The organism is Pseudomonas sp. WS 5010 (assembly GCF_012985565.1).
Classification (GTDB): domain Bacteria; phylum Pseudomonadota; class Gammaproteobacteria; order Pseudomonadales; family Pseudomonadaceae; genus Aquipseudomonas.
In genome coordinates, this window is record NZ_JAAQWQ010000003.1 from 692,208 (window position 1) to 710,521 (window position 18,314).

The following is an 18,314-nucleotide window of genomic DNA, read 5'->3' on the forward strand; positions in this document are numbered from 1 at the left end:
GGCATGGCCCCTGCGGGTGCCTTGCCGGAGTAAAAATTTTCACCGCTGGCCCTTGTAATAAGCATATACGCCCTTATGTAACGGTCACCGCAAGGTTTCTGGTGGCGACACCAGACAGACTTCCGCGTTTCGCTTGGCGAACCGCGACCGGCACCGCCGGACTACCACCAGCCGGTACTGATACCGGCCGATGAAACTTACAATTAGGAGAGATCGACAATGAGCAAGCTTCGTCCTCTGCACGACCGCGTCGTTATCCGTCGCAGCGAAGAAGAAAAGAAAACCGCTGGCGGTATCGTTCTGCCAGGTTCGGCTGCTGAAAAAGCCAACCACGGTGTGATCCTCGCAGTTGGCCCAGGCAAGACGCTGGAAAACGGTCAAGTACGTGAGCTGGCTGTGAAAGTGGGTGACAGGGTTGTATTCGGTCCTTACTCCGGCAGCAACACTGTGAAAATCGACGGCGAAGACCTGCTGGTGATGGCTGAGAACGAGATTCTCGCTGTACTGGAAGGCTGATTTTCCCGCTCATTTTCCCGTTACTACAAAGTATTTAAGGAATATCGATCATGGCTGCTAAAGAAGTTAAATTCGGCGATTCCGCCCGTAAGAAAATGCTCACCGGTGTCAACATCCTGGCTGACGCAGTAAAAGCGACCCTGGGCCCGAAAGGCCGTAACGTGATCATCGAGAAGAGCTTCGGCGCTCCGACCATCACCAAGGACGGCGTTTCGGTCGCCAAAGAAATCGAACTGGAAGACCGTTTCGAAAACATGGGCGCGCAGCTGGTCAAAGACGTTGCCTCCCGTGCCAACGATGACGCAGGCGACGGCACCACCACCGCCACCGTTCTGGCTCAGGCAATCGTCAACGAAGGCTACAAAGCCGTCGCTGCCGGCATGAACCCGATGGACCTCAAGCGCGGCATCGACAAGGCGACCATCGCCATCGTTGCTGAGCTGAAAAGCCTGTCCAAGCCATGCGCTGACACCAAGGCTATCGCTCAGGTAGGCACCATCTCCGCCAACTCCGACAGCTCCATCGGCGACATCATTGCCGAAGCCATGGAAAAAGTCGGTAAAGAAGGCGTGATCACCGTTGAAGAAGGCACTGGCCTGGAAAACGAACTGTCGGTTGTAGAAGGCATGCAGTTCGACCGTGGCTACCTGTCCCCGTACTTCGTCAACAAGCCAGAGACCATGGTTGCCGAGCTGGACAGCCCGCTGATCCTGCTGGTCGACAAAAAGATCTCGAACATCCGCGAAATGCTGCCAGTACTGGAAGCCGTTGCCAAAGCCGGCCGTCCACTGCTGATCGTTTCCGAAGACGTTGAAGGCGAAGCCCTGGCGACTCTGGTTGTGAACAACATGCGCGGTATCGTTAAAGTCGCAGCCGTCAAGGCTCCAGGCTTCGGCGATCGTCGCAAGGCCATGCTGCAGGACATCGCCGTCCTGACTGGCGGTACCGTTATCTCCGAAGAGATCGGCCTGAGCCTGGAAAGTGCCACCCTGGAAAACCTGGGTAGCGCCAAGCGCGTGACCATCTCCAAGGAAAACACCATCATCGTTGACGGTGCTGGCGTGGAGCAGGACATCCAGGCGCGCATCACCCAGATCCGTGCCCAGGTTGCTGAAACCTCCTCGGACTACGACCGTGAAAAACTGCAAGAGCGCCTGGCCAAGCTGTCCGGCGGTGTTGCAGTGATCAAGGTTGGCGCTGGTTCCGAAGTTGAAATGAAAGAGAAGAAAGCCCGCGTTGAAGACGCCCTGCACGCAACCCGCGCAGCCGTCGAAGAAGGCGTGGTACCTGGCGGTGGCGTTGCGCTGATCCGTGCCCTGGAAGCCTTGGTCGGTCTGACCGGCGACAACGCTGACCAGGACGTGGGTATTGCTGTACTGCGTCGTGCTGTTGAAGCACCGCTGCGCCAGATTGCTGCCAACTCCGGCGACGAGCCGAGCGTTGTGGTCAACGAAGTCAAGAACGGCAAAGGTAACTACGGTTACAACGCTGCGACTGGCGTCTACGGCGACATGATCGAAATGGGCATCCTGGACCCTACCAAGGTGACTCGTTCCGCGCTGCAAGCGGCATCCTCCATCGGCGGTCTGATCCTGACCACCGAAGCTGCGATCGCTGATGCACCGAAGAAAGAAGGCTCGGCTGGCGGCGGTATGCCAGACATGGGCGGCATGGGTGGCATGGGCGGCATGATGTAAGCCAGCCTTACCCCTGATGCATAAAAGCCCCGCCTGAGTGATCAGGCGGGGCTTTTTTATGGGCGCTTATCGAGTCAGCGCGCACTCATTTGAGGGGCGGCGTCTTTCGCGCCTTTCCAGGCTAACAGGTGTTGCTTGAAGTCATGACTGGCTGCCTGGTAGTAAGTGATCGCACGTTGGATCAACGGGTCATTGCTGTCTACCCGGGACTCCTGGCTCGCGCCCAGGGCCTGGTCATGGCGCCGCAGGCCTTGGCGGGGGCTGAGGATTGCCAGGTTGGTGCCGTCAAACAAGCCCAGGTGCTGATAGTTGCCGATCACTACGCGAGGAGGCAGCGGGTTGTCTTGCAGCAGGTTGCGTCCGAAAAACGTCGATTCATAGCTCAGGTTCAACAGACCCAGGAGTGTCGGGGCGAGGTCGATCTGGCTGGCCAGTTGCGCGCTTTCCCGGGCCTCGATCAATTTCGGCGCATAGATAAACAGTGGAATCTGGTAGTTGGCGACGGGCAAGTCTTCCTTGCCCGCGCTGCCGGCGGTGTGGTCGGCGACAAACACAAAGATCGTATTGTCGAACCACGGTTTTTGGCGCGCAGCCTGTAGGAATTGGCCGATGGCGTAGTCAGTGTATTTCACCGCACCGTCGCGACCGTTGCCGGACTTGATGTCGATCCTGCCGTCCGGGTAGGTGTAGGGGCGATGGTTGGAGGTGGTCATCAACTGCAGCAGGAACGGTTGCTGCTTGGCATAACCGGCATCCGCCAGCTTCAAGGTTTGCTTGAAGAGGTCTTCATCGGCCATGCCCCAGGCGTTTTTAAAGCTGATTTCGGATTCGGCGACACTGCTCTGATCAACCACCCGGTAACCGTTGCCGCTGAAAAACGCATTCATATTGTCGAAGTAGCCGCGGCCGCCATACACAAACACGCTGTCATAACCGATTGCACTGAGCTGCTGGCCCAGGCTGGCGAAGCCGCTTTCGCGACCAATCCGTTTGACGATGGAGCGCCCCGGAGTGGGCGGGATGGCCAGGGTAATGGCTTCCAGGCCTCGGTCGGTGCGGGTGCCGGTGGCGTAGAAGTTGCTGAAATACAGGCTGTGTTTGCGCAACTCATCAAGGTTGGGGGTCAGGTTGCGGTCGTCGCCATTGCTGCCCATGTATTTGGCGCTGAAGCTTTCGATGGTCACCAGCACGATATTGGGTTTGCGCAACGTGCCGGGGTTGTCGATGGCGCGGCGGATATCCAGTGGATCGGTGCCAATGAACCGGGCATTGGGTTCACTGAGTTCTGCCCGTAGCTGGCGGGCCACGATATCGCTCGGCAGGCTTTTGTAGAACTGGCTGTAGTCCAGTTCATTGTTGCGGAACGCGGCGAAGAATTGGTATGGGCCATTGCTGGCCAGTTCGTTGTTATAGGCGTTGCCACCCTGGGTACGCGGGCTGTCCTGGCTGACCAACTGCAGGCTCAGGCCGGCAACCACCAACAATCCCACGGCATTGAGTAAGCGCCCACGCATGGCCGGCAGCGGCGAGTCGAGTGCTGCGTTGAACAGCTTGCGCAAGGCCAGGCTCAGGACAATCGCCAGTATTGCCAACAGGCCCAACAGTTTGCCGATTGGGTAGGACTCCAGCAGGTTGTTCAACACCTCATCGGAATACACCAGATAGTCGACGGCGATAAAGTTGAAGCGCACGCCGAACTCATCCCAGAACAACCATTCGGCCACCGAGGTGAACAGCATGGCGAACAGGCTGACGGTCAGTACGCCTTGCAGGAACCAGCGGTGGCCGCGCCGCCGCCACAAAGCCGGTGGGCACAGCAGTAGGTACAGGCCCAGGGGCAGCGCGGCATAGGCCAGGAAACCCAGGTCGTAGAGCAGGCCCACACCGAACACCGGCAGCAGGTTGCCGCCGACTTCATCCAGGTGGGTAATGAGCAGTACGCTGCGGGTCAACAGAAAAATAACCAGCCAAGCGCCGGTCAGCAACAGCAGATAGCGCATTGGCGCAGTTTTGATAAAACCCATATCCAAGTTCCTTATATCAATGGGGGGCGATTTTCACTCTGGTACTGTAGTCAAGCTGTGAACCGATAGTGAAAAACTCGTTGCACCAGTCAATCAGTTGAAAAGAGTAATAGGTCAGCCCCTCAGGCCTAGCGGTAAGCCCGGCTTGGCCTTAAGCTGCGCGAGCCAACACGGCCGTTACCGCGTACGGAGACACTGCCCATGCGAATTTTATTGGTTGAAGACAACCGCGATATTCTGGCCAACCTGGCGGATTACCTGGGGCTCAAGGGCTACACCGTGGACTGTGCGCAGGACGGTTTGTCAGGCCTGCACCTGGCCGCCACCGAGCATTACGACCTGATCGTGCTCGATATCATGCTGCCCGGCATTGATGGCTACACCCTGTGCAAACGCCTGCGTGAAGACGCGCGCCGCGATACGCCGGTGATCATGCTCACCGCCCGCGATCAATTGGACGACCGCCTGCAAGGCTTCAAATCGGGTGCCGACGACTACCTGCTCAAGCCGTTTGCCCTGTCGGAGTTGGCCGCACGCATCGAAGCGGTGCTGCGCCGGGCCCAGGGTGGCGGGCGGCGGGAGTTGCAAGTCGGCGATTTGTCCTACGACCTCGACACCCTGGAAGTGACCCGCGAAGGGCGCCTGCTCAAGCTCAACCCGGTCGGCCTGAAATTGCTCGCGGTGCTGATGCAGAAAAGCCCTCACGTCCTGCGCCGCGAAGTGCTGGAAGAAGCCCTGTGGGGCGATGACTGCCCGGACAGCGACAGCCTGCGCAGCCACGTCCACCAACTGCGCCAGGTGATCGACAAGCCATTTGCCAAGCCATTGCTGCAAACCGTGCATGGCGTGGGTTATCGCTTGGCCGAGGGCCGTGATGGAGTTTAAGCAAAGCCTTGCCCAGCGGATCATCATCGCCTTTGCGCTGATGAGCGCGCTGGTAGCGGGGGCCTTTGCCATGGGCATCGTTGCCACGGTGCACCTGGTGGAAGAAAAACTGATTTCGGCGGGCCTGGGCGGCGACCTGCAACGCCTGCTGTTGATGGACAGTGTCGAAGACTGGCGTCACCGCCCCGAGCCGGACCAGTTGTTCTACTTCAGCGGCGGGCGTGGGGATTTCCAGCTGCCCAAGGACTTGCGGCACCTGGACGCCGGCTTTCACGAAGTGTTTCGCGATGCGCTTTCCTACCATGCGATGGTCGAAATCGTCGATGGCCGTCGGTATGTCCTATTGCAAGACCAAAGCGATTTCGAAGAGCGCGAGCGCGTGCTGTTTGCGGTGGTGCTGGTGGGGTTTGTCCTCAGCCTGGCGCTGGCGGTATTCCTCGGCTGGGTCCTTGCCCGCAAGGTGATGGCACCGGTAGTACGCCTGGCGCGCCAAGTGCGGCATCGTGACCAGTTGTTGGGCCTGGCCCCACCGTTGGCCCCGGACTACGCGGCCGACGAAGTAGGCGAGTTGGCGGTGGCTTTCGATGCGACCCTTGGCCGTTTGCGCCAGGCCCTGACCCGCGAGCGCCTGTTCACCAGCGATGTCAGCCATGAGTTGCGCACCCCCTTGATGGTGCTGGCCAGTTCCTGCGAGCTGCTGCTGGAAAACCCGGCCATTGATTCACGGGGACGCAAACAGGTCGAGCGCATCGCCCGGGCCTGCGAGGAAATGCGCGAACTGGTACAGACCTTCCTGATGCTCGCTCGTGCCCAGCACGATGACACCACGATGTCGCCCCAGGTCAGCCTGGCCGAGGTCGCGGAGGGCTTGCTGGGGATCTGGCGCGAACCCATCGAGCGCAAGGGCATCGAGTTGTTCTACCAGCCGGGCAATCCACTCGATACCCGCTACAACGCCACCTTCCTGCATGCGGTCATGGGCAACCTGCTGCGTAATGCCCTGCACTACACCGAGCAGGGGTTTATCCGCCTGACCCTGGAACCCACCGGCTTTGTGGTGGAAGACAGCGGCGTGGGGATTCCCGAAGACAAGCGCGAGGCCATGTTTGAGCCGTTTGTGCGCGGCAACGAAAAGCGCGGTGATGGCCTGGGCCTGGGTTTGTCGCTGGTCCAGCGCATCTGCGAAAGCCAGGGCTGGGTGGTCAGCCTCAGCACCATGGAGCCTAGCGGCTGCCGTTTCCATGTTGAATTGAGCCACGTCAAATCCTGATCTCTTCCTGCCCCTATCCTGGGGCAGACTCCTTCCTGTTCGACGAAGATGGCTTCCTGCCATGCTTTTTCCCTGTAAAACCTTGTAATTCTTTAGGGTTAGACGGGACGTTTTTTTCACAAAGGGTTGACCTGCGGATGACGTGCGACTGCTTAAGGTTGTAGGCATCAGTCCAGGAGACTCGTTGATGGCTACTCCGATCAAGCTTGAATTTTCCGCAAAGTACGATGACCGGCACGCTCAGCAATATTTGCACAAGCACCAGGACACTTTGGCGCGCCGGCTGTCCCACAAACGCGACGAACAATTAGCCCGTGGTGCGCTGGCGATGGCCGGCGAGCCCGGCCTGGTATTGGACTTGCCGTGCGGCGCCGGGCGTTTCTGGCCGCTGCTGGCCGAAAAGCCCAACCGGATCATTATTGGGGCGGACAATTCCGAGTCCATGTTGAACATCGCCATGGGGGCGCAACCGGCGGATGTGGTCAAGCAGGTACGACCCTTGCAGACATCTGCGTTTGATATCGATTTGCCAGATAACGCCGTGGACAGCATTTTTTGCATGCGCCTGTTGCATCACATCGGCGAGCCGGCGCATCGCATGGCGATATTGAAGGAATTTCAACGAGTTACCCGCGACAGTGTGATTGTTTCGTTGTGGGTGGATGGCAATTTCAAGGCCTGGAAACGCAAGCGCCTGGAAGTGCAGCGCCGCAACAAAAGTGAGCAGGACAGTTACCGAAATCGATTTGTGTTACCGGCTGCTACTGTTGAGGCTGAGTTTGAGCAAGCAGGTTTCCGCGTCCAGGAGTGTTTGGACTTCATACCGCTGTATGCCATGTGGCGAGTGTACGTATTGCGCAAGAGGTAGCAGGATGGTGGTTGAGTACGTAGCAGGCAGTCACGTAGCTCCTGAGGAGCGGTTCGATTATTTCTGGCGGCAGCAGGGCGAGTGGGTCGAGGAACCCAATCGACGTCGGGGTGGCGAAAGCGGCGTACAGCGGGTGATCGGTACCAATGGGCGCTTGCTCTACAGCAAGCGCCAGACAGGCCATACCTACCGCAGCTGGCTGCATCCCTTTGGGCGGCCTACGGTGCTACGCGAGCGTGATGCGCTCAGGGGCCTGCGCTTGCTCGATGTAGGTGTTCCGGAGCTGGTGTTCTGTGGTGCCCGTCGTGATCCGGACCACCAGTGGAAGGCCTTGCTGGTGACGGCTTCATTGGACGGATTCGTGGAAATCGACAACTGGTACGCCGCCGGCGGTCGCGAGCAATGCGGGGAGCTGGTGCATGAGCGCCTGCTGGCTGAATTGGCGCAGACCCTGGCGCGCATGCACAAGGGGCGCTGGCAGCATGGCTGCCTGTACAGCAAGCATATTTTTGTGCGGGTCAGCGGGGCGGGTGAGGGCGCGACGGTCGAAGTGGCGCTGCTGGATCTCGAGAAGTGCCGCCAACGCTTGACCGCCCGCCGGGCCGCCGCCCATGACATGCAGCAATTGCGTCGCCATTCGTCGTGGAATACCGCCGACTGGCAAAAACTCAGCTACTTTTACCAAGCGGCGTTTGGCAGCGCTATCAAGGGTTTAACCTAATGAAGCTAGAAATAGCACGAGGTTTGTTTCTGTTGGGGGCCTTGGGCATCGCATCCCTGGCCCTGGCTGCCTGGGAGCAGCCCCGCACAGAAGTCCTCAGCGCGGTGCACAGTGGCGGGCAATGCCCGCTGCCACGGATCGCCAAGACCGCTGGGGTCACGCAGCCTGATCATCAGCTTTTGCTGTTTATGTTTGGGATGTCCCAAGGCATGAGGCCTGCGAGTTGAAGAGATTGACGCCCCGATAAAAGGCCTCGCATAGCGAGGCCTTTTTTGTGGACCACGGCAGAGCCCGAGCGCGCAACTACATCCCTTGTAGGAGCCGGCTTGCCGGCGATGACGCCAGTAAGAACACCTCGGGGATGTCAGGTATCCAACGTGATCGTTAACGACCATCGCCGGCAAGCCGGCTCCTACAGTGGGCGTCAACGATCAGGTCAGTGCCGTTACCGCGCCCATGGATAGGTACTCAATCAGCCAAGGGATCACGCTTGGCCAGCAACGTATACACACACGGCAATACAAACAAAGTAAACAAGGTGCCCACCGACATCCCCGTGGCAATCACCATTCCGATATCAAACCGACTGACCGCCCCGGCCCCCGTGGCAAAGATCAACGGCACCATGCCAAACACCATCGCCGCCGTGGTCATCAATACCGGGCGCAGGCGAATCGCCGCGGCTTCTTCTACCGCTTCTCGGGGTGTCAGGCCCTTGTCCTTGCGCAACTGGTTGGCAAACTCGACGATCAGGATCCCATGCTTGCTGATCAGCCCGATCAACGTCACCAACCCCACCTGGGTGTAGATGTTCATGCTCGACCAGCCGAGGAACAACGGGATCAACGCGCCGCAGATCGACAGCGGCACCGTCACCAGTATCACCAGCGGGTCACGGAAGCTCTCGAACTGTGCCGCCAGCACCAGGAAGATGATCGCCAGCGCCAGGCCAAAGGTGATCCACAACGCGCTGCCTTCCTGGATGAACTGGCGCGAGGCGCCGCTGTAGTCGAATGCATAGCCGGCCGGGGTTTCTTCGATGGCGATCTGGCGCACGGTGTCGATAGCCTCGCCCATGCTGACAATCGGGAAGCCCGAGATCAGCGCCGAGTTGAGTTGCTGGAACTGGTTCAGTTGGCGCGGGCGGGCACGGTCGCTGACGCTGATCAAGGTCGACAGCGGCAGCAGTTCGCCCTGGGTGTTTTTCACGTAGTAATTGTTCAGCCACTCGGGGTTGTCCCGGTAGGCCCGTTCCACCTGGGCGATCACCTTGTAGCTGCGCCCATCAATGGTGAACCGGTTGATCTCTGCCTCCGCCAGCAAGGTCGCCAGGGTGCTGCCCAAGTCCTGCATCGACACCCCCATCTGCGCCGCCTTGGCGCGGTCGATGTCCACCACCACCTCGGGCTTGTCGAACGCCAGGTCGATATCCACGAAGGCGAACTTGCCCGACTCCATGGCGCGCTTTTTCACACGGGCGGCCACTTGCAGCAATGACTCGTAGTCATTGGGTGTGTTGATCACAAAACCGAAGGGCAGGCCTTCACCGGTGCCCGGCAGCGACGGCAAATTGAAGCCGAAGACCTGCAAGCCGGGGATCTGCTCCAGGCGTTTCTGCACCTCAGGCAGGATCTGCATTTGCGTGCGGTCGCGCTCGTTCCACGGCTTGAGCAGGAAGCCGCCGATACCCGATTGCACCCCGTTGAACCCATTGATCTGGAACGAGGAGTAGTACTCCGGGAAGTCCTTGAAGATTGCGATGAACTCGTCGGTGTAGGTGTTCAGGTAGTCCAGGTTGGTCGGCTGCGGCGCGCTGGCCATCATGAAGATGATGCCCTGGTCTTCGTCGGGGGCCAGTTGCGACTGAGTGAACTTGAGGAACAGCGGGATCAGGCACAGCACGATCAAGGCAAACACAATCACCACCGGCCGGGTGTTCAAGGTGCCATGCAGCATTGTCTGGTAGCGGCGCTTGAGGCCTTCGAAGATGCGGTCCAGGCGGTGGCTCAGGCCGCTGGGGTTTTCGTCGTGGCGCAACAGCAGGGCGCACATCATCGGCGACAGGGTCAGGGCGACGATGCCGGAAATCACCACCGCACCGGCCAGGGTCAGGGCGAATTCCTTGAACAACGCCCCGGTCAGCCCCTCCAGGAAGCCGATGGGCGCGTACACCGCCGCCAGGGTGATAGTCATCGACACCACCGGCACGGCAATCTCCCGCGCGCCTTCCAACGCGGCGTCCAGCGGCGTCTTGCCGTCTTCTATGTGGCGGTGGATGTTTTCCACCACCACAATCGCATCATCCACCACCAGGCCAATAGCCAGCACCATCGCCAGCAGCGTCAGCAGGTTGATGGAGTAGCCCATCAATTGCATGAAAAACAGCACGCCAATCATCGACAGCGGGATGGTCACCACCGGGATCACCACCGAGCGCAGCGCCCCGAGAAACAGGAACACCACGACGATCACGATCAACACCGCTTCAAACAAGGTCTTGACCACCTCGTTGATGGAGGCCTGGATAAACAGCGTGGCGTCGTAGGCGATTTCTGCCTTGAGGTTGGGCGGCAACTGGGATTCCAGCTCCGGCATCAGCTTGCGCACTTCCTTGATCACATTCAGCGGGTTGGCGCTGGGCGTGGCCTTGATGCCGATATACACCGAGGGCGTGCCGCCAAAGGAGCTGATGGCGTTGTAGTTTTCCGCGCCCATTTCCACCCGCGCCACGTCGCCGAGCAGCACCCGGCTGTCGCCATCGGTCTTGACGGTGATGGCGGCGAAGGCTTCGGCGGTCTTCAGGTCGGTATTGGCGTTGATGCTGGTGACCACATACTCACCCTTCACTTCGCCGGCGGCGGAGAGGAAGTTGTAGTTGCGCACGGCATTGGTGACGTCGCTGGCGCTCAGGCCAAAGCCGGCGAGCTTGACCGGGTCCAGCCACAGGCGCATGGCAAATACCTGGTTGCCGAGGATCTCGGCTTCGGCCATGCCGGGCAGGGTCGCAAGCTTGGGCTGGATCACCCGCGACAGGTAATCGGTGATCTGCGGGTTGCTCAGTTGCTGGCTGGAGAAGCTGATGTACATCAGCGCCGAGGCATCCGCGGCCTCCTTGCTCAACACCGGGTCTTCGGCGTCCTGGGGCAGCTTGTTCTTGACCTCGTTGGCCTTGGCCAGCAGTTCGGTAAACAGCCGGTCGCTGTTGGCGCCGATCCGCGCATAGATGGAAATCACCGAGAAGTTCTGGCGACTGACCGAGGTCATGTAGTCGATGCCTTCGGCGCTCGCCAGGCTTTGCTGCAGCGGTTGGGTGATGTAGCCCTGGATCGTCTCGGCATTGGCCCCGGGGTAAGCGGTAGTCACCGTGATCAGGGCATTTTCCATGGACGGGTATTGGCGCAGCGGCAGTTTGCTGTAGGCCTGGAAACCCAGGAGCACGATCAGCAGGCTGACCACCATGGCCAGCACCGGGCGGCGGATAAACGTGTCGGTAAACGCCATGGCTCAGTTCCTTGAACCGTCGTTGCGCGGAGGTTGGCCAGGGCTGGCCGGCAAGTTTTTATCCGCCGTGATGGCGATGTGCGCACCGGTGTCGAGCTTGATCTGCCCGGCGCTGATCACTTGCTCGCCACTGCTCAGGCCCTGGGTGACCAGCACCAGGCCGTCGCGTCGTTCGCCGGTCTCGATAAAGCGCCGCTCGGCGATCAGGATCGGTTGGCCATTGGCATCTTTTTCGAGGCTGCCGTCCTCGGTCTTTTTCTGCGCTACGACGTAGGCTGAATTGCCGTAGAGGGTGTAGGTAATTGCACTTTCCGGTATCACCACCTGGGCCTGCGGGTCGGGCAACAGTACCTGCAGGCTGCTGAACATGCCCGGCAGCAGTTTAGTGTCCGGGTTGGCCAGGGTGGCCCGCACCAGCACGTTGCGGGTGCTGCTCTCGACTTTCGGGTTGATCGCACTGAGGGTGCCGGGGAAGGTCAGTTTCGGGTAGGCCGAGACTTGCACCTGCACCCCCTGGCCCACGGCCAGCTTGGGCACCGATTGTTCGGGCACATAAAAGTCGACGTAGAGGCTGCTCAGGTCCTGCAAGGTGGCGATCACCGTGCCGCTGGCCAGGTAGTCGCCCACATCGACCTGACGGATGCCGATAGTGCCGCTGAATGGCGCGACGATGTGTTTCTTGGCCAGGGAAGCCTTGAGCTGGTTGACCGTGGCCTTGTTTTTTTGCAGTTGCGCCGAGAGCCGGTCGAACTCGCCTTTGGAGATCGCCTGGCTGCCCACCAGTTGGCTGCCGCGCCCGTAATCGAGCTGGGCCAGGCCCAGGTCGGCCTGGGCGGTTTGCAGCAGGGCGTCTTCGACCGCGCTGTCGAGTTGCACCAGCGGTTGCCCGGCCCTGACCTTCTGGCCGGACTCGAACTGTACGTCCTTGACCGTTCCGGCAATCTCCAGGGCCAGGTTCACCCCCTGCAAGGCCTTGAGCGTACCCACCGCCGGCAGGCGCTGTTGCCAGGGTTGCTCGACCGCCGTGGCCACCGCCACGCTGATCGGCGGCTTGGGCGCGGAAAAGACCTGGATCTGCTGATAGATGGAAAAGGCTTTATAGCCCGCCAACAGCAGGACGATTAACAGCACAACGGCCAACATGATCAGCATGCGACGACGCAGCATATTCCGGTTCCTTGGAAAAAACTGAGGCAGACGAAGACGAACGATTGGGCACATTACTCCGAGTTTCGGCGCGATTCCAACTGGTAAATGCCGCCGCGTGCGCACAGGCTCAAGGGCAATGGTTTTGAGGCGCAGGGGAGTGGGAAAGGGGGGCAGGCCTTTCCCGCAGGAGGTCAGGGGGCGGGCGTATCGCGCTTGGCCAGCACCGTATACACGCAAGGCAGGACGAACAACGTGAACAAGGTGCCGATGGACATGCCGGTGGCGATCACCATGCCGATATCAAAACGGCTGACCGCCCCCGGACCGCTGGAAAACACCAGCGGGACCACCCCCAGTACGGTGGCGATCGTGGTCATCAGTACCGGCCGCAAGCGAGTCGCGGCGGCTTCCTCGATGGCGGCCCGCGCAGACAGGCCTTGCTCCTTGCGCAACTGGTTGGCGAATTCGACGATGAGGATGCCGTGCTTGCTGATCAGGCCGATCAGTGTGACCAGGCCAATTTGTGTGTAGATGTTCAGGGTCGACCAGCCGAGGAACAGCGCGATCAGCGCACCGCAGATCGACAGCGGCACGGTCACCAGGATCACCAGTGGGTCACGCAGGCTTTCAAACTGTGCCGCCAGCACCAGGCCGATGATCGCCAGGGCCAGGCCGAAGGTGCCCCACAGCGCATTGCCCTCCTGCACGAACTGGCGCGTGGCGTTGCTGTAGTCAAAGGTGTAGCCCGCCGGCGCCTCCTCCCGGGCGATGGTTTGCACGGTCTCCAGCGCGTTGCTCATGCCGACGATCGGATACGCCGAGACCAGCACCGAATTGAGCTGCTGGAACTGGTTCAACTGCCGTGGGCGTACCTGTTGGCTGGACACGCTGATCAGTGTCGACAACGGTATCAACTGGCCCTTGGCATTTTTTACGTGGTAGTGGCTCAGCCAGCCCGGATTGTCCCGGTAGCTGCGTTCGACCTGGGCAATCACTTTGTAGAGATTGCCATCGATCCTGAAACGGTTGATTTCTGTCTCTGCCAGCAGGGTCGCCAGGGTCAGGCTCAGGTCTTCCATGGACACGCCCATCTGCGCGGCCTTGACCCGGTCGATGTCAATCATCACCTCGGGCCGGTCGAACGCCAGGTCGATATCCACGTAGGCAAATTTCCCAGAGTCGATTGCCCGTTGCTTGACGCGTTCGGCCACCTCCAGCATCGATGTGTGGTCCTGCTGGGAGCTGATCACAAAACCAAAGGGCAGGCCCTCGCCGGTGCCCGGCAAGGACGGCAGGTTAAAGGCAAACACTTGCAGGCCGGGGATGCTGTCGAGCTTTTTGCGCAGGGGCGCCAGGACCTCCATCTGCGTACGCTTGCGCAGGTTCCAGGGCTGCAACTGGAAACCACCAACCCCTGAATGCACACCGTCCAGGCCATTGATCTGGAACGAGGCCTGGTATTCGGGCAGGGTCTTGAACTGCTCGATAAACGCCTGGGTGTAGGTATTGAGGTAGGCCAGGTTGGTCGGCTGCGGCGCACTGGCGAGGATAAAGATCAGGCCCTGGTCCTCATCGGGGGCCAGTTCCGAGAGGGTGAAGATGAGCATGGCCGGAATCAGGCCGAGTACCAGCAGGGCGAACACGATAACCACCGACTGTGCCCCCATGATCTGGTGCAGGCGGCGCTGATAGCGTTGTTTCAGGCTATTGAAGAAACGGTCGAGGATCAGTGCCAGGCCCTGTGGCTGTTGTTCCGGGCGCAGCAACAGGGCGCACATCATCGGTGACAGGGTCAGTGCGACGATGCCGGAGATCACCACGGCGCCGGCCAGGGTCAGGGCAAACTCCTTGAACAGCGCCCCGGTCAGGCCCTGGAGAAAGCCGATGGGCGTATACACCGCCGCCAGGGTGATGGTCATGGAGATCACCGGCATACACACCTCCCTGGCACCCTTGATCGCGGCCTCGAGGGGAGATCGGCCTTTTTCGATATGCCGGTGGATGTTTTCCATCATCACAATGGCGTCATCGACCACCAGGCCGATGGCCAGCACCATGGCCAGCAGCGTCAGGACGTTGATCGAATAACCCATCAGTTGCATGAAAAACAGGCTGCCGATCAGCGACAGCGGAATGGTGATGACGGGAATCACCACCGAGCGTAACGAGCCGAGAAACAGGAACACCACCAGCACCACAATCAGGATGGCTTCCATCAGGCTCGACAGAACGTGCTCGATTGAGGCGTTGATATACAGCGTCGAGTCGTAGGCAATGTCCGCATGCAGTTGGGGCGGTAGTTGCGCCTGCAATAGTGGCATCAGGTCGCGCACGCGCTTGCCCAGCTCCAGCGGGTTGGCATCGGGGGTGGGCTTGATGCTGATATAGGTTGCGGGCAGGCCGTTGAAAGAGCTGAAGCTGTCGTAGTTCTGGGCGCCCAGCTCCACTCGCGCTACATCACCGAGACGCACCTGGCTGTCGCCGCTGGTTTTCAAGGTAATGGCCCGGAAGCCTTCAGCCGATTGCAGTTCGGTATTGGCCGTGACGCTGGTTACCACGTACTCGCCGGTGGCATCGCCGGCGATGGACTGCACGTTGTAGCGCTTGATGGCCTGGGTCACATCGCTGGCGCTCAAGCCAAACCCGGCGAGCTTCAGCGGGTCGAGCCACAGGCGCATGGCAAAGCTCTGGTTGCCGATGATCTGCGCCTCGGCCATGCCCGGTAACGTCACCAGGCGCGGCTGTACCACCCGCAGCAGGAAGTCGGTGATTTGCGCGTTGTTCATGGTGTCGCTGGAAAAGCTCAGGTACATCAGCGCGGTGTTGTCTGCGGCGACTTTGCTCAGGACCGGGTCGTCAATATCCCGGGGCAGTTGATTGCGCACTTCATTGGTCTTGGCCAGCAGCTCGGTGAACAAGCGGTCGCTGTCGGCACCGACGCGGCCATAGATGGAAATAATCGACACATTCTGCCGGCTGGAAGAGCGCATGTAGTCGATGCCTTGCGCGCTTGCCAGGCTTTTCTGCAACGGTTGCGTGATATAGCTCTGCACGGTCTCGGCGCTGGAGCCCGGCGCGAGCGTGGTCACCGTGATCAGTGCACTTTCCATCTGCGGGAACTGGCGCAGCGGCAGTTTCCCGTAGGCCTGCCAGCCCAGCAGCACGATCAACAGGCTGACAACCAAGGCCAGCACGGGGCGGCGGATAAACAGGTCGGTGAAGGTCATTCGGCGTGCTCCGGAGGGGGCGCCAAGGGCGGTTCATCGGGTTGCGTGCGATCAATACTGATATGCACCGGGGTGCCGTTCTGCAGCTTGATTTGGCCCGCCGTGACGACCTGTTCGCCCTTGGCCAGGCCCTTGGCGATCACGATATCGCCATCGCGTCGCTCGCCCGTTTCAACCAGGCGTTGTTCAGCGATCAGGCCCCCTGGGCCCTCATTGCCGGTGTGGGGTTTCACGACGTATACGTACTGGCCGTATGGGCTGTAGGCGATCGCGCTTTCCTGGGTCACGACATGGGAGGAGGGGGTGTCCAACAGCACCTGCAAATGGGCGAACATCCCCGGTAGCAGATATTTGTCCGGGTTGGCCAGGGTCGCACGCACCAACACATTTCGCGTGTTGTCGTCGACGATGGGGTCGATGGCACTGATGCTGGCGCGACTGAAAAGCCCTGGCCGTGCCGAAACTTCAACCTGCACCGGCTGGCCGATCTTGATCAGTTGGACGGCCTGCTCGGGGACATGAAAGTCCACGTAAAGGCTGCGGGTGTCCTGCAGGCTGGCGATCACCGTGGAGCTTTGCAGGTAGTCACCGATGTTGACCTGACGGATACCGATAGTGCCGTCGAACGGCGCGACGATCTGTTTTTTTGCCAGGGCCCAGCGGCGCTGTGCAACCAGGGCCTTGTTGCGGTTGAGCTCGGCGGACAGGCGATCGAACTCGCCCTGGGAGATGGCATTGATACCCACCAGTTGGTGCCCACGCTGAAAGTTCTGCAGCGCCAGGCTGCGATCGGCCAGGGCCACGTCCAACTCGGCCTGTTCGGCCTGGTGTTCGAGCTGCAGCAGGGTTTGCCCGGCCTTGACCGCCTGCCCCGAGTCGAAGTGCAACTGAGTGACGACGCCGGGTACCTCGATACTCAGGTTGATACCTTGCAACGCCTTGAGCGTACCGGCCGCGGGCAACTGGCGCTGCCAGGGTTTTTCCACGGCATTGGCCACGGCCACGCTGACGGGGGGCTTGGGCGCATGCAGCAATTGCAGTTGCTGGTAAATCCAGAATGCCTTGTAGCTGGCAAGCATCAGCACGACCAAGAGGACGATGCTGAGCATGGTAATCATCCGGCGGCCCGGCATAGTTGCTTCCTTGTGAGGGTGACGTGGTGCGTGGGGCGCACGCAGGAGCGCCGCTGGCACGGTGAGCCACGCAGTCTTCACGAGAAAGGCGGGTGCTATAAGACGCAAAGTCGCGAGTGTGTGTGTGAAGTCTGCTCCCTCGTCGAGGGGCGTTTTCACAGGTCGCGTAGGATTTTTTCAGTGGGGCGGCTCCCAGGTATCAGCCCGGGAGCGCTGCGATGGCGTCAGATCAAATGCAGGTGGTTATCCCAGAACCCAGTTGGCAGATCCAGGGGCTTGGCCACCAGTTGAGGCTGGCGGCAATCGTAGAAACGGCAGCGGCCCTGGCCGGATGTCACGACAAACCCGTCCGCTACCGCACCCACGCCGGCACAGTCGGGCAACGGCCCGTCCAGGCGCAGTTCGCCGCTGTCCATGTCCCAGATAAAGAAGCGATTGCCCCGTGGCGCGGTCAGTGCCACCAGGCGCAGCTCACTGTGTACCGCCACGCTGGCGGTGTAGTGCCCCATGGCCTGCAACTGCTCGTCCGCCACCGGGAACGCCACGAACGGCTGGCCCGGACGCTTGATCGCCAGCAGCTCGGAACGCTCCTGTGACGGGCCCATGAACTGTTGCCCGGTGAGGATCGTGCCATCGCTGGCGATCCCCATATGGCGCACGCTGTTCATGGGCTGGCCGAGGGTTTCCTTGCTCAGTAGCGTGCCGTCGCGCTGCATCAGTACCAGGCTGGGTTCCATGGCGTTGAGGTTCATCTCGACCCGGCTTTCGGCCTCGGTGCGGATCCCGCCATTGGCCACGATCAGAGTCTCGCCATCGGGCATCCACGACACCTGGTGCGGGCCGATGCCGTGGGTGGAAAGCTCCCCACTGTGCACCAGGCGCTCACCTTCGAACCGGTACACCCCCAACAGGCCGCGACCGGGGTCGGTGGTGTCGTTTTCCGTGGCATACAGCCAGTCGCCACTCTTGTGGATCACCGCATGCCCATAAAAGTGCCGGTTGGCCTGGGACGTCACGGTTTGCAGCAGCGTGCCGTCGCGCAGGTCCACCAGGTAGCTCTCGGTGCCCGGGCGGCGGGCCACGAACAGCGCGATGGGCAGGCTCGGGTGGTTGATGATGTCGTGGCAACGCTGGCCAACCTGGGTGGCGAACACCTGGCTGCCATCCAGGCGATAGCCCACGGCGTAGTGCTTGCCATCGCCATCATCCCGGGCCGACAGCAGCAGCGGGCTGTCGCCCTTGCGCTTGAACAGCGTCCAGCCGCCCAGGGTGATTGCACTGAGCAGCACGCTACCAATGGCCAAAGCCTGTCGCCTGAGCATC

Annotated in this window: 13 protein-coding genes; 7 read left to right on the forward strand and 6 right to left on the reverse strand. The window is 60.6% G+C overall.

Annotated features, from left to right (window positions below):
• Positions 1-219: 219 nt before the first annotated feature.
• Both HBO11_RS12065 and groL read left to right on the forward strand, forming a co-directional pair.
• Entirely contained in the window at positions 220-516 is a 297-nt protein-coding gene (locus HBO11_RS12065) for a co-chaperone GroES (RefSeq protein ID WP_169954611.1), read from the forward strand.
• A 50-nt stretch (positions 517-566) separates the two neighbouring features.
• Positions 567-2,213, forward strand: a complete 1,647-nt coding sequence (gene groL / locus HBO11_RS12070; protein WP_169954612.1) for a chaperonin GroEL — start codon at positions 567-569, stop codon at positions 2,211-2,213.
• Positions 2,214-2,287: 74 nt separating this feature from the next.
• Here the strand turns inward: groL and HBO11_RS12075 are convergent, their stop codons facing one another.
• A complete protein-coding gene (locus tag HBO11_RS12075; RefSeq protein WP_169954613.1) occupies positions 2,288-4,237 on the reverse strand; it encodes an LTA synthase family protein in 1,950 nt (649 codons plus the stop codon).
• Positions 4,238-4,438: 201 nt separating this feature from the next.
• Between HBO11_RS12075 and colR the strand changes: the two genes are divergently transcribed.
• From colR to HBO11_RS28665, 5 genes are all read left to right on the forward strand, one after another.
• Complete coding sequence (gene colR, locus HBO11_RS12080; protein ID WP_029295378.1) at positions 4,439-5,122, forward strand: two-component system response regulator ColR; 684 nt, start codon at positions 4,439-4,441, stop codon at positions 5,120-5,122.
• Positions 5,112-6,392, forward strand: a complete 1,281-nt coding sequence (locus tag HBO11_RS12085; RefSeq protein WP_169954614.1) for a HAMP domain-containing sensor histidine kinase — start codon at positions 5,112-5,114, stop codon at positions 6,390-6,392. Before colR ends, HBO11_RS12085 begins: the two co-directional genes overlap by 11 nt.
• Before the next feature lie 187 nt (positions 6,393-6,579).
• Positions 6,580-7,260: a class I SAM-dependent methyltransferase gene (locus HBO11_RS12090; RefSeq protein ID WP_169954615.1), complete on the forward strand. Its 681-nt coding sequence runs from the start codon at positions 6,580-6,582 to the stop codon at positions 7,258-7,260.
• A gap of 4 nt (positions 7,261-7,264) precedes the next feature.
• Positions 7,265-7,981, forward strand: a complete 717-nt coding sequence (locus HBO11_RS12095; protein ID WP_169954616.1) for a lipopolysaccharide kinase InaA family protein — start codon at positions 7,265-7,267, stop codon at positions 7,979-7,981.
• Entirely contained in the window at positions 7,981-8,208 is a 228-nt protein-coding gene (locus HBO11_RS28665; RefSeq protein ID WP_262376938.1) for a hypothetical protein, read from the forward strand. Before HBO11_RS12095 ends, HBO11_RS28665 begins: the two co-directional genes overlap by 1 nt.
• A gap of 241 nt (positions 8,209-8,449) precedes the next feature.
• Here HBO11_RS28665 and HBO11_RS12100 read toward each other — a convergent pair whose 3' ends face one another.
• The 5 genes from HBO11_RS12100 to HBO11_RS12120 form a co-directional block, all read right to left on the reverse strand.
• Positions 8,450-11,482 (reverse strand): multidrug efflux RND transporter permease subunit, encoded by a 3,033-nt coding sequence (locus HBO11_RS12100; protein WP_170058886.1) that lies wholly within the window; start codon positions 11,480-11,482, stop codon positions 8,450-8,452.
• A 3-nt stretch (positions 11,483-11,485) separates the two neighbouring features.
• Positions 11,486-12,649, reverse strand: a complete 1,164-nt coding sequence (locus HBO11_RS12105; RefSeq protein WP_169954618.1) for an efflux RND transporter periplasmic adaptor subunit — start codon at positions 12,647-12,649, stop codon at positions 11,486-11,488.
• Positions 12,650-12,822: 173 nt separating this feature from the next.
• A complete protein-coding gene (locus tag HBO11_RS12110) occupies positions 12,823-15,858 on the reverse strand; it encodes a multidrug efflux RND transporter permease subunit (RefSeq protein WP_169954619.1) in 3,036 nt (1,011 codons plus the stop codon).
• On the reverse strand, positions 15,855-16,991 hold the full coding sequence (locus HBO11_RS12115) for an efflux RND transporter periplasmic adaptor subunit (protein WP_169954620.1): 1,137 nt from the start codon (positions 16,989-16,991) through the stop codon (positions 15,855-15,857). The genes HBO11_RS12110 and HBO11_RS12115 overlap by 4 nt, the downstream gene beginning before the upstream one ends.
• 224 nt (positions 16,992-17,215) lie before the next feature.
• Positions 17,216-18,313, reverse strand: coding sequence for a DUF1513 domain-containing protein (locus tag HBO11_RS12120; protein ID WP_169954700.1), 1,098 nt, complete (start codon positions 18,311-18,313; stop codon positions 17,216-17,218).
• Position 18,314 lies beyond the last annotated feature (1 nt).

Coding starts and splice junctions, on each gene's coding strand:
- HBO11_RS12065 (WP_169954611.1), top strand. CDS start 220: ATGAGCAAGCTTCGTCCTCTGCACGACCGCGTCGTTATCCGTCGCAGC.
- groL (WP_169954612.1), top strand. CDS start 567: ATGGCTGCTAAAGAAGTTAAATTCGGCGATTCCGCCCGTAAGAAAATG.
- HBO11_RS12075 (WP_169954613.1), bottom strand. CDS start 4,237: ATGGGTTTTATCAAAACTGCGCCAATGCGCTATCTGCTGTTGCTGACC.
- colR (WP_029295378.1), top strand. CDS start 4,439: ATGCGAATTTTATTGGTTGAAGACAACCGCGATATTCTGGCCAACCTG.
- HBO11_RS12085 (WP_169954614.1), top strand. CDS start 5,112: ATGGAGTTTAAGCAAAGCCTTGCCCAGCGGATCATCATCGCCTTTGCG.
- HBO11_RS12090 (WP_169954615.1), top strand. CDS start 6,580: ATGGCTACTCCGATCAAGCTTGAATTTTCCGCAAAGTACGATGACCGG.
- HBO11_RS12095 (WP_169954616.1), top strand. CDS start 7,265: ATGGTGGTTGAGTACGTAGCAGGCAGTCACGTAGCTCCTGAGGAGCGG.
- HBO11_RS28665 (WP_262376938.1), top strand. CDS start 7,981: ATGAAGCTAGAAATAGCACGAGGTTTGTTTCTGTTGGGGGCCTTGGGC.
- HBO11_RS12100 (WP_170058886.1), bottom strand. CDS start 11,482: ATGGCGTTTACCGACACGTTTATCCGCCGCCCGGTGCTGGCCATGGTG.
- HBO11_RS12105 (WP_169954618.1), bottom strand. CDS start 12,649: ATGCTGCGTCGTCGCATGCTGATCATGTTGGCCGTTGTGCTGTTAATC.
- HBO11_RS12110 (WP_169954619.1), bottom strand. CDS start 15,858: ATGACCTTCACCGACCTGTTTATCCGCCGCCCCGTGCTGGCCTTGGTT.
- HBO11_RS12115 (WP_169954620.1), bottom strand. CDS start 16,991: ATGCCGGGCCGCCGGATGATTACCATGCTCAGCATCGTCCTCTTGGTC.
- HBO11_RS12120 (WP_169954700.1), bottom strand. CDS start 18,313: ATGCTCAGGCGACAGGCTTTGGCCATTGGTAGCGTGCTGCTCAGTGCA.